The organism is Glaciecola sp. MF2-115 (genome assembly GCF_047250385.1).
Taxonomy (GTDB): Bacteria; Pseudomonadota; Gammaproteobacteria; order Enterobacterales; family Alteromonadaceae; genus Glaciecola.
Genome location: NZ_JBLBVM010000056.1, coordinates 287,412 through 301,900, shown reverse-complemented (window position 1 = coordinate 301,900; position 14,489 = coordinate 287,412). Strand labels below are relative to the sequence as shown.

Below are 14,489 nucleotides of genomic sequence, written 5' to 3'. Positions count from 1 at the left end.
AGCGAACATCAATCGTGAGAAAACAATATTTAGGAAAAGAAGTTAATGACAATTCAATCACCCTTACTCAGCAATATAAGCTCAACACAGAAAAAGCTAGAACAGGCACCACAGGATTTTGCGCTCAGGCAAGAATTAGTGAACCTGCTTATTCAAAGTGCAGATATGCAACAAGCTTTAGATGTGATCCTTAAGGCATATGAACTGCATGGTAAAGATGATGCTGTGTTGTTGTTACATCTAAAATGGCTAATGCTTCAGAGGCAGTTTAGAGAAGCCAAAGGCTTATACGCTGACCTGTCTGAGCAAAGCTTACAAAACCCAAATACGGTATTTAATTATGCCTTTTGCCTTGATCAATTAAGGCAAACACGATTGGCTATCTCGGTTCTGCAGAAGTATATAAAAATGAACGAGGCGTATACGAAATGCGTCGATTTCTGTGCAAGGTTGTTGGATAAAACAGACCAATCCAAAGAAGCCTTAGCACTTTTAGATAATTTTAAAAACAGTACTGGCAGTACCGCACATAATTTGGTGATGACCAGAACGAATGTCCTACGCAGCATTCGTGACTTGAAGAGTGCCGAAGAGACAGCTGTTGTGCTTGATGAAAAGGATGTTCAATCGCTGATGTGTTTGGCGGGTTTACACTATGACAAACAAGATTTTGCGGCCACAATCGATGTTTTATGGCAGGTGATTGATCTAGAGATTGATAATATTGCTGCACATGAATTTTTAAACAAAGTATTTTGGGAGTGTAAAGACCTAGAAAACTTCCTTACCTCCTATGACAGAATGCTAGATCACATTCCAACCCACCTGGAAATGCAAAGTAGCAAAATTCAAATGCAAATTATTGCAGAGCAGTATGATAAGGCGCTGGAAACTTTAAATAAAATGCCAAGTGAGCTCAAGAGTCATCCAATGATCCTGCATCTCTCGTCGGTTATTTATACTAGGTTAAATGACGATGCAAAGGCGCAAGTCGCGTTAGATAATTGTTTGAAGATGGAACCACATAACCCAAGATTCTTGATTGATAAATCGGTTTATCATATTAAACAGAAGCAATATAATTCAGCTAACGCCTTGTTGCAGACCGCTACACAGCTTGAACCCTTTAACCAAGAAACATTAGCGTATTTGGCTTCAGTTTGGAAATTAGCTTCAGCGGAACATTATCAATGGCTCTATAATTATCAACACTTTGTAGACCAGCAAAATATTCAACAAGCCTTTGTCGAGCAAGTTGGTGAGTCAGATGCATGGCAAAACTTGGTTGAGTACTGCAGAGATTTACACGGCGAGATTAATAACCCACTTGATCAAAGCGTTCGCAAAGGTACACAAACGACAGGCAAGGTGCTATCGAGTGAGCATCCTTTAATGGATGCGCTAAAACAACAAATGAGCAATGCTGTTAAAGCTTACTTAAATAAATTGCCAACGGACCCAAATCATCCATTTCTGCAACGCAAGAGTGATGACTTTTATTTATCTGGCAACTGGTCAGTGCGCTTGCATGGCAGTGGACATCACGTAAATCATATTCACCCTAAAGGTTGGCTGTCAGCTTGTCTTTATATTCAAGTGCCAAAAAGCACTAACGCGAATGATCCTGACAAAAAAGGTTGGCTTACCTTTGGTCAATCGGGTTTAGATAAAACGGAAGAGAATTCGGTAGATAAGCACATTTGCCCAGAACCAGGGAAGTTAGTTATTTTCCCTGCCTATTTCTGGCATGGCACAGTGCCCACTGAGTTGACTGAAGATAAGTCGGGAGAACGTATCACTATTATTTGTGATATTGAGCCGCTTTACTCTAACTAATCACTCTAACTGAGCACTCTAACTGAGCATTCTAACTAATCACTGTGTAAGGCATCGATAGGATTCAACTTCGATGCCTTGATTGCAGGGAAAACGCCGAAGCCAACGCCCACAATCATACAAATACTAAGTGATAGGAAGATTGCTGGGATAGACCAGCTAACCGCCCAGCCAGAATAGAAACCAATAATTTCGGACAGAACAAGTCCAAAAACAATCCCTAGAATGCCTCCTAATACAGATATCGCGAAGCTCTCTGCGATAAATTGCTGCTTAATATCTTCCTGAGTGGCGCCAACGGCTCTGAGTAGACCAATCTCTTTGGTCCTTTCCATTACGTTTGCTAGCATGATGTTCATAATGCCTATACCGCCGACTAAAAGGGAAATGCCGGCAACACACGCCATTACAATATTGAATATTTGTTGTGTTTGTTTTTGTTGTTCAAGCAAAGCAGCGGGGATCACCAAGGTGTAATCTTCGAGACCACCGTGGCGAAGTTGAATTAATTGCTCAACGGCTTTCGACGCTATTACTGGATCGCTGGTTTTGGCAATATTTAGCTTAACGCTATCTAATTCACTGGTAAGTAGGTCGTTGGAAAACTTTTGAACGCTCGTGGAAAGAGGTAAGAATATTCTGTAGCGATCTCCTCCAATTTTGACGCCTTGAAATTCATTTTTATCACCCGGCGGCGGGCTCAACACACCCACAATTTTTAACCACACATGATTGACTTTCACGTACTGGTTTAGCATGTCCTCGGTGTTATTTGCCATTTCTGGAAATAATTCCATGGCAGCATCAAAGCCTAGTACGGATACTTGTGAAATTTTGTCGTTGTCACTTTTATTCAACAAGCGACCAGCCGATAATTTCAGATTGGCATGTTCGAAATAGCTCAGCGTTACACCAAGCACCTCTGCCTGAGACTTTCTGAAATCACTGTAAATGTCATGCACTTTTATCTTTTTGCTTGCGCTATAACCTTCTACGAAGGGCAGGGTAGCAAGAGCTGCGTTAATGTCACCCATGGAAAGGCCTAAACTTTCTTCCCTAATTTCGACGAGCTCCTCACTCGGGTATTCCTTGCTTTCAATAATAATATTGTAAACGCCCATGGAATCTATCAATTTTAAAGCCTGGCGCTCAGCACCTTCGCCTATATTTAACATTGCAATGACCGCACCAACACCAAATATCATTCCTAATAGTGTTAAGAATGTACGCAGCTTCTGGGCTGATAATTCCGCAATGGCATCCGCTAGCAGAACGCGATACTTCTTGATCATGATGGCTTCCCTGATGTGTTGGATTCTGGAATACTCAGGGCAATTACGTCACCTGCAGCTACGCCTTCGGTAATTTCAACTAAATATTGATTTTTTCTTCCACTAGTGACTTCGCTGCGAGAAAACTCAGAGCCAGACTTTAAATACACGTAACTCTTACCTTCGTCGTGATGAATGGCTTGTAGCGGCACCACTAAGCTTGGCTCTGGCTCTTTTACTAATATGTCAGCGCTGATTTTACGACCCGGCTGCATTAGCATTTTATCTTGCTCATCAAGTGAAACGGTTATTTCATAGTAGGTTACTGGGTTGCCTCGTTCTATTGAGCGGGGAAAGCCAGCCACATTATTTACCTTGCCAGTGAAGAGGCGTTCAGGGAAAGCGTCAAGACGAATATTTACTTTCTGATCGATGGCTAAGTCAATCGCATCATTCGCGAGTACGAATATGCGGGCTTGCATGTTATCTAAATTTGGAATGTTAGCTATAGGTCGACCTGGAAATACGGTTTGACCTACCGAAGGCTTTTCTCCGCGACGATCTTTTTCATAAATCAATAAACCTGAGTACGGCGCGACAACTTCAAGCTTAGATAAAGCTTGCTGATAGCGCTTAAATTTAGCGGCGTGGCCGCTGTTTCTGATGTTGAGAACAGCAGATTCACTTTCGTGTTGTTGATCAATGCTCGATTCTTTCCATTCTAAGAAATCATCTTTTGCCTCTAGGAAGTCTCTGTTCTGTAAAGTATCGATAATCTCTAGTTGAGAATATATGCGCAAGTCATCAATCGCAAAACGGTCAACAAAAGCAAACTCGTGTTTTACAAAAGTCTGATCTGACTCAATGTCTTTCTGCTGTTGGTTTTGAATGGCGTTGTTCTTACTCATATCTTGCTGAAGTTTGAGCATTTCCAATTCTTCTTCGCGGCTGTCTTTGATAATACGTTGGGCATCAAAGCGCGCAATGACATCGCCTGCTTGTACAATTGAGTTTTCTGGTGCGAGCCATTCTAGGGTCATAGGTTGATTGCCAGGTGAGGCGATCTTTTGCGCTTCCGCAGCTTCGATTTCGCCGAAAGCACTCACCGAAATATTAAAATCTCTCTCTTTTACCTGATAAGTAGGAATAGATGACTGCTCTTCCTCACAGGCGGCCAGAAAAGTAAGTGCCGCACACAAGCCAAGTAATTTAGTTAGTTGAGATAAATTCATCATACACTTCCTTGCGCAAGTTCAACGTTTGCTTTCATTCCGGGACGCATGATACCTGTGTCCATATCATCTAAAGTCACCCATGCATCAAAAACGACTTTCAAATTACGCTGTGATTTATTTCTGAAAGCTTTACCAATTTCGCTGATCGTGCCGTTAAAAGGACGCTCTGGGTAGGCATCTAACGTAACTTTCACTGCTTGCCCAATATTGACCATTGCCGTGTGCGATTCATCGAATTCAACTTTCACTGAGATCTTGTCCAAAGAAGGTAAGGTCATTAAAGTGGCCCCCATATAAACGGTATCACCCACTGCAGGCTTTTCGTCGTTCCAATTTAAATAAATAACCATGCCATCTTTTGGCGATTTGATGGTTAACTTCTCTAAACTGTCCTGTAGCTCCTTAACTCTTACAGAGCGATTATCAATGCGTGCTTGCTGTACTTTTTCATTGATCGCCATTTCTTCTTTGTGCTGTTCAACACGATTCTTGGCTTGAATATGCAGTTCTTTCGCAATTTTGAAGTCAGCTTGTTGCTTTTTGCGCTCTATTTGAGAACGAGAAGCATCGGTTATTTCGACCTTGCGCCGGGTTTTGTCCTCGTTCATTTTGGCTTCGGCTAAGTCGAGTTCCAAGTCTTTGAGCTTTGCTTCATTGTTGAGTTTACGTTGTTCTGCTTCTTTTACAGCTGCATCAAGGTCGCTTTTGCGCCCTAGTAAATCGTTACGGATAGTTTGCCCATCGAAGCGAAGTAATGTGTCACCGGGCTTAACGATGGCGTTCTCTCTCGCAATGTATTCAATCTTGAAACTCCACATACGTCTGATATTCGGGGGGCCAATTGTAATTTCCTGTAATGAAACCAACTCAGCAGGTGCTTTAATCACATTTTCTGTATTTGGCTTATAAACCTCATTGGTTTCACTACCACACGCGCTTATCAGGCAGATACTGGCAATAACAATTAGTGAATTACGCATTGGTCTTATCCTCACTGTTAGCTACGTGAATTCTGACACTCATACCTGGCAACAGATTGATGTCAGGAGTTTCGGTGAATTTGATAATAGCAGGGAAGTACGAACTCTTACTCCATTGAGCGCGTTTCTCAGATTGACTTGAAATAGATTCAATCTGCCCTTTAAAAGATCTGTTCGGGAATGCATCGATCACTAATTTTACGCTTGTCTTATCATTTAAATCGACGGCATCAATTTCATGTATCCATGTTTCTATCTGAAAATTGTTGGTGGCTTGCACATCCATGACCTTCCAACTCGGTTGAAGGTTGTTACCTGCAGCAATTTTTTGTTGCGTCCATGGATGCATCGAATAAGAAATTGGTCCTGTCATCGTAGCGGCTACGCTCATTTTGGCGAGTAAACCTTCCAGATATGCAATTTCCTCTTCGGTTTTCTGAATGTCTATATTCTTTTTCTGTAATTCAGTTTTACGCTCTTGTTCTGCTCTACGTAGTGCTTCCTCAGCCTTAACTTGCTCCAACATGGCGCGTTGCAAAGCAAGATCATATTGCCCTTTATCGTATTGACTTACATCGCTGGCAGGCACAGAGGCTTCAATCTGAGCTTTTTCAACGCGCATCACAGCAATCCTTAAGCTGCCTTGAGCTTCTTGGAATTTGCTGTCTTGTTCCATTTTAAGTTGCTCAAGCTCTAATACTTGGCGCTCTAAAGACTCAATGTTTTGATCAAGTCGACTTTGCTCGTTTGAGCCGTCAAATACAGCGATAATGTCGCCTTCATTCACGATCGTGCCTTCTTCCTCCATCCATTGAATTTGAATTTGCCATCGACTTGCTTGTGGGGCATTAACGACCTGTTTAGCAGATGAACTCACTTGGCCCGTTAGCACGAGCTCCGCTTTTACCGGATGGGCAAGGGCGAGTATTACTAAACCGATTAGTGAAAATGTTGTCATACTTTTCATCAGATTGAATTCCTTTGCATGCGAATTAAGGCCTGCATATTAATTAATTATCTTGCCATCTTTCATATTGATAGTTCGCTGCGCAAACGATGCGATGTCATCTTCATGAGTCACCATGACGATAGTTTGCCCAGCTTGATGTAGTTCAGTTAGCAAGTGCATGATTTCTTTTGATGTTTTACTGTCTAGGTTGCCTGTAGGTTCATCGGCTAGTATAACGCTTGGCTTGTTAATTAAGGCTCTTGCGATAGCAACACGTTGCCTCTGACCACCCGACATTTCATTTGGTTTGTGGTTTTTGCGATGACTTAATCCAACGCGTTCAATTAGGTCTAAGGCACGCTCATTCGCTTCTTCCGTGCTGATACTAGAATAACGAAGTGGAAGCTTGACGTTTTCAATCACGTCCAACTTCGGTAACAAGTGAAAGGTTTGAAAGATAAAGCCAATATGCTCGTTACGAATACGTGATAGCTCGTCGTCGCTTAGGCTCGCAACATCTTGATTGTCTAAAACATATTTGCCAGACGTCGGCGTGTCTAAACAACCGAGAACATTCATAAGAGTTGATTTACCACTGCCAGAACTGCCCATAATCGCGACGAATTCATTTTGTTTGATAGTCAGCGAAACGTCATTGATGGCAGTCACAGTTTCTTCGCCATTTTGAAACTGTTTTATGATGGAGTGAAGTTCAATCATCGTTTTCTGATACTTCCTTGTGTCTTGTGTTGTCTGATTTCATGTTAAATAAACAACTTAGATAGATAAGAAACTATCCAACTTTAATCTAGGTTGCGTCATATTATTGATAAACCAAATGTTGTCTATCATTTTTCTATTGGAACAGAGCTTTTACGTCGAGTAAAAGAAAAATGATTAATTTTTGTTAGAAAAGATTTCAAAGAAAAAAGAAAGCAGAAAAAGAGTGCAGTATAAAGAGCGCAGAATCAATATAGAAATAATGAGAATTATTATTGATGAAATTTGTTACTAATAAAATTCATTTGGAGTAGCTTGGTTTGAAGTTATAACTACACATTACATAAACTACACATTTTATAAACTACACATTTCATAAACAGAACATCACATAATGCATATCTACCAATAACACCAATGAGTCACACTTTGTTCTTTTAGAAATTGTTCGGCCTGATCTCCTTGTAATAAAGAGAGAGTTGCCATCAAGCCTGCTTGAACGCAATGCTCGCTTGCAACTGTTACAGAGCGGGGAGCGTTGCTAATAGGTTTACCCGTTTTCGGGTTTAAAACATGGGAATAACGCACATTGTCTCGCATTAGGTAACGATTAGCATCGCCACTAGTTGCAAGTCCTCCTTGGGCAATTCGGACTAATACTGTCTGATACTGAGTGGATAAACTATTTTTTGTACCTTCCTCAGCCAAGTCTTGAACTGGCATCTCAATGCCAACTTGCCAATATTGTCCTTTGGATTTTGGCAGCGTAACTTGGATGTCTCCCCCAAAATTAACAAGTACAGAAACAGCGGGCGCTATCTCTTTACAAATTTTCGCGACACAATCTACGGCATACTCTTTACCTATGCCACCGAGGTCAAGCTCGAAACCTAAGGGCATTTTGATTGTTTGTTCATCAAAGCTAATTTTATCCCATCCGATATATGGCATAAGTGCCTCAATAGCACTTTGCTGCGGAATATTATCTGAACCATCAAATTTCCAAACGCGCCTTAATACGCCGGACGTAAGGTCAAACATCCCATCGCTTAGTTCGTAACACGTATTGGCAAAAGTGAGCAGTTGAAACGTTTCCATATCGATAGCAGTTGAACGTCCTTGAGCATTATTAATGGCATAAATAATATTGTCATCGCGGTAGCGACTGTATTTTTTTTCAATGCGAAATGCTTCTGTGGCGGCATGCTCTATCAGCTTTCTTGCAAGAGATAGATTGTGGGTGTCTATTAATATTTCACATGGGCTAGCCATGCAAAAGAAGCTGCCGACGTAATGATCGTCGGCAGCCTTTATTTTCCAATTGGATAAGGGGTTTTTATCGCTCACGGCTGCCTTATCGCTCATGGCTGTTTTATCGCTCATGGCTGCCTTTTACTAAAATTTATAAGAAAATTGTAAGATAAAGGCTTTCACACTAGGATACAAATCTTGAGAAGCAAGAACGCCTATATCTTCATATCCTGCGTTCTTTGGATCTTGTTGATAGTACTCGGCTCGAACTCCCCACTCATGACCATTGTTCATTTTATGACCATATTTAAGTCCAACTGTAATAGCTGTCATCTCGCCAAGTCTATAGTCTGCAGAAGCGAAAGTAGGTAGCACTTCTCCCTCATTTAAATAGGGACGGTAAAAATCAGCTTCGCTTTGTTGATAGTAACGAAGATGAGGTTGAATGTAGTCCGACTCATTTAATTTATAGCGTAATCGAGAATCAATTGTGTGCGATTGAATTTCCCAATCATCGCTTGCAAAACGATAAGAAACATCAGCAACTGCGTTATCAAAAGCATATTTTGTTTGTGCATAAACACTATGTTTTGCTCTACTATCTGGACGGTTTTCATGCACAATAGATTGAGTTTCACCGTTCGAATTCACAATACTTAATAGCTTATATGGGTCATTCAAGTAGCCACTACTATTTGAGTAGCTGTAGTTTAACTGCACAAGCATTCTACGGTTGATCACCTGAGTAAGGCCAAACAAGGCATCAATTGTCGATTTATCGTCAGAACCGTCTATACGAGTTTGTTTAAAGGCGTCTTCAAAGGCCTCTTCACCAACTTCACCTGCACCAAATTGTCCTGTATCGACTACCATTGTTGATAGCGGAATAGGGCGGCCGCCAACAGGGTCGATGCTGTCAAATTGATACGACAAGCCAAATAAGGCAGTTGTGTTTTTGTTATAAAAATCACGTTCTGCCGATACGTTCGCACCAACCGATAAATAGTCGTACTCACGAGATATATTGCCGCCAAAATTTAAGCGCGTATCTTGCTGAATAGGCTGGCTCCAATTCGCACTTAATTGGAGTCGAGTGTCACGAAAAGTATCATCGAGGGGCAATTCATTGGGTGAAACTGTATATTGCCCATTACCCGATGGTCTTGTGAATGTCTGAGTTGATGGCTGTGGCACAGCGCCAGTTGCAGAAGCACCTGTGAGCGTGTCGACGACTATCTTAGTGTTGAATATGTGTTGGTCGCCAAAATCTTTACTTGCGCTAAATACACCTTCAAAAAGGCTGACACGATCGGTCTCACCGTAATAAAGGATTGCGGTATCAAATTTCCAATCGTTTTCTGACTTGGCTTCTTGAGCCTGAACGCCGGTATTCAACAATGTACAAGTTGCGCCTGCTAACAAAGTCGCAATTTTTTTCGATTTACTTAATTGCATCCACAACCTCCACCAGCAAACGAGCGGCCACCACTGGTCGCCTCTTTACTGAAGTAAATATGATCATCAAGACCTAATTCCACGGGATCAGAATTTAAAGCCATTTCATCTTTAGCGAGTAGGTCCCGCTCCCATGGTTGCACACCTAAATTTGCACATCCTCCTAATTGAGTTAAAGCAATCATGAAGAAAGCATAGAAGTATTTCTTGCGGTAGTGTCTCGTCGGTTTTGTCGCTGATTTATTTATTGTTTTCACTTTGATTGCTCCTATTCAGATAATAAAGCGATAATTTCTTTTTCGTACTGTGCTTTGTTTTTAATAAAAAAGCCTGTATGTGTTTTGCGCAAAACGCCTTTTTTATCAATTAAATAACTCGTGGGCATACCCAGTAACTCGTAAGCGGAAGCGACACTACCTTTGGGGTCCAATAAAATTTTGAAATGAGATGGGTAGCTTTTAAGAAACGCAGCAATTGAAGATTTGTCTTTGTCTAGGTTAATGCTAACGACTTCGAGCCCCTGCGCCTTATATTTTTTCTGCATTTGATTCATCCACGGAAAGGACGTGCGACAGGGCTTGCACCAACTTGCCCAAAAATCCAAGTAGACTACCTTGCCTTTAAAATCGTTTAGTGACACGGATTGTCTGTTAGAACGATAGTCATCAAGGGTAAAGTTGTGTGCGTTTTCCGCATGAACGAAAGTAGCACTGCATAAAAGAGGGATGAATAATAAAATGACTAAACTAGTTCGCATACGGCTGCTCAACTCTATTAAGGTGAACTCAGTGTAAAATGCGAAACTTAAGGAAATCTTAGCTAGAACTTAAATATGCTATAGCGCCAAAAATAATAAAAAACAAAGGTTGATGGACTAGATAAATAACTAGACTGTGTTTACCTGGCCATGCAATCCAAGCGTGTTTATTGAATTGTTTAAGAGGGTCATTTTTAAGAAACGATGTGGAAGCAAACCAAATACCAATGAATACAGTGCCTAACCATGGAAATAAACCAACATAGTCATTCGAATATCTCGGTAAGCTTTCACGAATATGAGTGAAAGGCCACAAGCTTGAAACCCAGTTCATGTTAAATATCATCACAATAAAAAGGCCGATGAGAAGGGAAATACGTGGCTTATTAGCAAAGTAAATACAGATAAGGCTAGCGACCGCAATAAAATGAAGAACACCGAAGTAGATATAATTTTGCGGCACAGTAAGCAATGACACTAGAGTGATAGCTAATGCACTCAATGAAATCTGGACAAGCCTCTTTGTGAATTTTCGCCAGTCTATTTCTCGTTTATATGATAAATGAAGGGATGCCCCTAAACAGATAAAAAATGAAATTAGTATAAGGTGCCGAAAACTTCTCCAACCATCACCATCAGGCGTGTCCCAATCAACGTATCCAAAGAACTTCAGATCGTAGATGAAGTGAAATATCACCATAAGCACAATGGCAAATGTGCGCAGCACATCGATACTAAATATTCGATTACTCAAACAACTAAAACTCCATCTCTAAGGCAAACCTTAGGGTATGATCACTTGAGTCACCATTCAAGCCGGCAATAAATCCTAGCTCCCATTTTAGTTGTTGTTGTCCATCAAAGCGTTTGATCCCCATAAATGCTGGTCCAATACCTAAGAAGCCCTTGCTTGAATAGATTTCAATAGCGGGCTGAATTTCAGGAATCCAGCGGTAACGGTATTTTAGTCGAAATTCGCCTTGTAATTTTTCTATAGAATCACTGCCCCAATTTTGTGTGATCAGGAAGTTAGTGGTTAAGCTTGTGCGACCAAACTCTTTTTCAGCAAGTAAACCAGCTGTCACTTCCCAGCTGTCCCTTTCATGTCCTTTTTCAAGTTCGAACAAGGCTCCCCAATCTGCCCAATATTCACCTTGGTCGGTTAACATCCAACGAGTTTCGACTTCATAAGAATGTAATCCAAAGTTATCTTCCTCGTCTCTTTCCCCAACAAGATAAACTTCAACCGTCACATATTCGGAAATCGCTTGGCCATATGCGAATCGCTGCAGGAGAGCATTTCCATCATCGTTTTTACGTGAACTAAAGCGCCACTCAAACTCACGCTCAAAGGGAAGAACATAGGGATGGTAAACCTTATCCACACCCTCACTGGCATTTGCGAAATTTGCAAGACTCTCTAAGAGAATGCAAATGACGATAATAATATGGACTGTGTGTTTCATTGAGCAACTCCGCGAGCCGTTTGTCTACCATAAGGGCTCTTCACTAGTAAGCCTAGGATGATGAAAGTAAAGAATGTTAAAGCCAGCAAATAGAGCAGTGTAGGTGTAGCGTCATATCCGAAAAGGACATGAAAAAACTGGCCAAATTCGCTTTTGTCTTCAACGAAATAATTCGTATTCCACAGGGGAAGTGATGACGATAGAACATCGATTTGCTGAAGTATGACGACAATGTTACTAAGTTGTGCCGACAAAAATAACGAAACGGCAAGCTGATATGGCAATACCTTATTTACATTCAAAAAGAGAAAGTAGAGTAGGTAGCTAATGCTAAAACAAATGCCTAAACCAACGCTTATTCCCGCGTAAACACTTGCATGCATGTTGCTCTGCGTGACTGATGACAAAAATACTATAAAGTCACTAGCATGGGGAATGACAATTAAAAATAGACTGAATGCGAAGCAAACTTGCGGGCGAATAAACCTTCTTTTACCAAATGCTAAAAGAACGCTGGCGACAAAAACACATGTTGTGAGGATGAGAAACACTTCGTATCCAACACCGTCGAATAGCATTCCTAACGATGGTCTAAATTGAGTGAATACGGCACTGAATAAAATACCTATAATAATGGCAAGCGTATAAGAAGCATGATGACCGAGTTTGTATGCCTTGGTGATTGGATTTTCTTTGTTACTAAGCTGTTTATTGAGTAGTTTTAAAGTGACCTCAGGCTTATCTAAGAAATGCCAAGCACTAATATATGAGTACAGAATAAATATTGCTAAGGTTTCTTCTATAAACAGTAGAAGGCTATTGATCAACATGCTTCACCACCTTCAATAGCTTTGCAATCCGTGACCACAATTTTTCCTTGCGCCGTTTCTGGGTGATACTCTCCAAAAAAGTAGTAGTTGCCTTGAGGCAAAGGACCAATAAACAAGACGGCTTTGGACTTTGCAAAAATTACTTTTTCTCGGTTAAGATCAAAACTATCAAATTCCTCGGGTGAAGGGTCGTGATTAATTATCACTAGTTTGATTTTGGTGTTTTCAGGAATAGTAATCGAACTGGGTTCAAAAATATGATTTTGGAGATTGATAGTCACTACATTTGATGCATCGGCATTCGCTATGCTCCCGCAGGTGCAGAGTAAAAAAATGAGTAATTGAGAATAGTATTTTACGTTCATGGTGATTGAATCACATCATCGACTATGGGGAACTCAACCCGAACTAGTAGCCCACCTAAGCTTGAATCCAAGAAAGTAAGGGAGCCACCGTTCGTTGCAAGTATTTGCGCCACAATAGTTAAACCTAGACCACTGCCTAGAATCCCCTTATTCACTGCGTCATCAGTACGATAGAAGCGCTTTAGCACGTTCTCACGCATTGAGTTTGGTATGCCAGGTCCCGAATCTTCGATTTGTAGAGTCACTTTGTGCTGTGTCTGACCAAGCTCAACTCGAATATCGCCTTGGTCTGGAGAATATTTAATTGCATTTGTTAGGAGATTTGAAATAAGGGTTTGCATCAAAAAGGGTTTTGAGAATACAAATTGACTCTCGCCTAATAGTTCAATGCTTTGCTGCTTTTGTTCAATTTGCGGATATAAATCACTAATAGCGTTTTGACATATGCAGAGCAAGTCGACTTTTTCTTTGTCTCGTTGAAGTAATTCAGGGTTCGTCTTGCTTAGCATTAATAACTGATTGACCGCCTGAATCATTCGTTCAACATCTTCTTGGAGTTTAGGTAGATCGCTATTTAAGTCATCAGAATTATTTTGCAGGTTATGCAAGTTTATTTTCATCACGCTTAAGGGAGTGCGTAACTCGTGAGCCGCGTGTGATACAAATTCGCGCTCACGTTCAAATGAGGAGCTTAAGCGAGAGAACAGCAAGTTCAGTGTATTGATAACAGGCTCAAGCTCTGTACTTCTATTGCTGATTATCAACTGAGACATATTAGTCGATTGGCGCTTTTGCAATTCATTCGATAGTTGTTTTAAAGGTGCTAAGCTTCTCGCTGTAATGAGGTATATAAGTAAGGCCAAAAATGGCATTACCCAAATAATAGGTTTTACCGCTGCTAGGATCATCTCTTCAACAATCAGGCCGCGCAATTTCCGTTGCTGTGCGACTAATATCCATTTATCACTTGCAAACTCTAATGAAAACAATCGCCAACGTTTACCTGAAAAGCTGACATCCGAGAAGCCTGGTTGCAATACTCCCATTAATTTCAAAGGGGCGTTTTCAGTGCGAAAAACACTGACATTATCGATGATGATTTGGTAAGCAAATTCAACATTGTTTTGATTGTTATTTGAGTATGCCTGTGGAGTGCTGTTTTGGGGCTTTTGGTTTAGGTGCTTATTACTAGTAATGACATCCCAATTCGATGCTATTGGGACTAGGCCTTGCGCAATTATCCTCAGCTCATCATCATATGTTCTGCTCGAAATGTCAGTACTGGAACGATAGCCTTGGATAGCTGCACTGAAGATAACGAGTGTTAAAGTTGAAATCAGTAATAGAGTAAGCTGTTTACTAATGCTATACATA

At 40.9% G+C, this 14,489-nt stretch carries 15 protein-coding genes; 1 reads left to right on the top strand and 14 read right to left on the bottom strand.

The features are described from left to right. Positions 1–45: 45 nt before the first annotated feature. Complete coding sequence (locus ACKLNX_RS16510) at positions 46–1,836, top strand: putative 2OG-Fe(II) oxygenase (RefSeq protein WP_412973140.1); 1,791 nt, start codon at positions 46–48, stop codon at positions 1,834–1,836. Between the two features lie 35 nt (positions 1,837–1,871). Here ACKLNX_RS16510 and ACKLNX_RS16505 read toward each other — a convergent pair whose 3' ends face one another. The 14 genes from ACKLNX_RS16505 to ACKLNX_RS16440 form a co-directional block, all read right to left on the bottom strand. Beyond that, the gene (locus ACKLNX_RS16505; RefSeq protein ID WP_412973139.1) at positions 1,872–3,128 is read right to left on the bottom strand and encodes an ABC transporter permease; all 1,257 of its coding nucleotides are present in this window, start codon (positions 3,126–3,128) and stop codon (positions 1,872–1,874) included. Beyond that, positions 3,125–4,342: an efflux RND transporter periplasmic adaptor subunit gene (locus ACKLNX_RS16500; RefSeq protein ID WP_412973138.1), complete on the bottom strand. Its 1,218-nt coding sequence runs from the start codon at positions 4,340–4,342 to the stop codon at positions 3,125–3,127. The genes ACKLNX_RS16505 and ACKLNX_RS16500 overlap by 4 nt, the downstream gene beginning before the upstream one ends. After that, positions 4,339–5,322, bottom strand: coding sequence for an HlyD family secretion protein (locus tag ACKLNX_RS16495; RefSeq protein ID WP_411693614.1), 984 nt, complete (start codon positions 5,320–5,322; stop codon positions 4,339–4,341). The genes ACKLNX_RS16500 and ACKLNX_RS16495 overlap by 4 nt, the downstream gene beginning before the upstream one ends. Further along, the gene (locus ACKLNX_RS16490; RefSeq protein ID WP_412973137.1) at positions 5,315–6,289 is read right to left on the bottom strand and encodes an HlyD family secretion protein; all 975 of its coding nucleotides are present in this window, start codon (positions 6,287–6,289) and stop codon (positions 5,315–5,317) included. The genes ACKLNX_RS16495 and ACKLNX_RS16490 overlap by 8 nt, the downstream gene beginning before the upstream one ends. Before the next feature lie 39 nt (positions 6,290–6,328). Next, positions 6,329–6,991, bottom strand: a complete 663-nt coding sequence (locus ACKLNX_RS16485) for an ABC transporter ATP-binding protein (protein WP_412973136.1) — start codon at positions 6,989–6,991, stop codon at positions 6,329–6,331. Positions 6,992–7,393: 402 nt separating this feature from the next. Next, complete coding sequence (locus ACKLNX_RS16480) at positions 7,394–8,263, bottom strand: FAD:protein FMN transferase (protein ID WP_412973352.1); 870 nt, start codon at positions 8,261–8,263, stop codon at positions 7,394–7,396. A gap of 123 nt (positions 8,264–8,386) precedes the next feature. Beyond that, positions 8,387–9,697, bottom strand: a complete 1,311-nt coding sequence (locus ACKLNX_RS16475) for a DUF3570 domain-containing protein (protein WP_412973135.1) — start codon at positions 9,695–9,697, stop codon at positions 8,387–8,389. Beyond that, entirely contained in the window at positions 9,688–9,882 is a 195-nt protein-coding gene (locus tag ACKLNX_RS16470; protein WP_411693894.1) for a DUF4266 domain-containing protein, read from the bottom strand. Before ACKLNX_RS16470 ends, ACKLNX_RS16475 begins: the two co-directional genes overlap by 10 nt. 83 nt (positions 9,883–9,965) lie before the next feature. After that, entirely contained in the window at positions 9,966–10,454 is a 489-nt protein-coding gene (locus tag ACKLNX_RS16465) for a TlpA disulfide reductase family protein (RefSeq protein WP_412973134.1), read from the bottom strand. A gap of 58 nt (positions 10,455–10,512) precedes the next feature. Next, positions 10,513–11,208: a heparan-alpha-glucosaminide N-acetyltransferase gene (locus tag ACKLNX_RS16460; protein WP_412973133.1), complete on the bottom strand. Its 696-nt coding sequence runs from the start codon at positions 11,206–11,208 to the stop codon at positions 10,513–10,515. A 4-nt stretch (positions 11,209–11,212) separates the two neighbouring features. Then, positions 11,213–11,920, bottom strand: coding sequence for a hypothetical protein (locus ACKLNX_RS16455; protein WP_412973132.1), 708 nt, complete (start codon positions 11,918–11,920; stop codon positions 11,213–11,215). Next, positions 11,917–12,750, bottom strand: a complete 834-nt coding sequence (locus ACKLNX_RS16450) for a high-affinity iron transporter (RefSeq protein ID WP_412973131.1) — start codon at positions 12,748–12,750, stop codon at positions 11,917–11,919. Before ACKLNX_RS16450 ends, ACKLNX_RS16455 begins: the two co-directional genes overlap by 4 nt. Next, complete coding sequence (locus ACKLNX_RS16445) at positions 12,744–13,115, bottom strand: cupredoxin domain-containing protein (protein WP_412973130.1); 372 nt, start codon at positions 13,113–13,115, stop codon at positions 12,744–12,746. The genes ACKLNX_RS16450 and ACKLNX_RS16445 overlap by 7 nt, the downstream gene beginning before the upstream one ends. Next, positions 13,112–14,488, bottom strand: coding sequence for an ATP-binding protein (locus tag ACKLNX_RS16440; protein WP_412973129.1), 1,377 nt, complete (start codon positions 14,486–14,488; stop codon positions 13,112–13,114). The genes ACKLNX_RS16445 and ACKLNX_RS16440 overlap by 4 nt, the downstream gene beginning before the upstream one ends. Position 14,489: the final 1 nt, after the last annotated feature.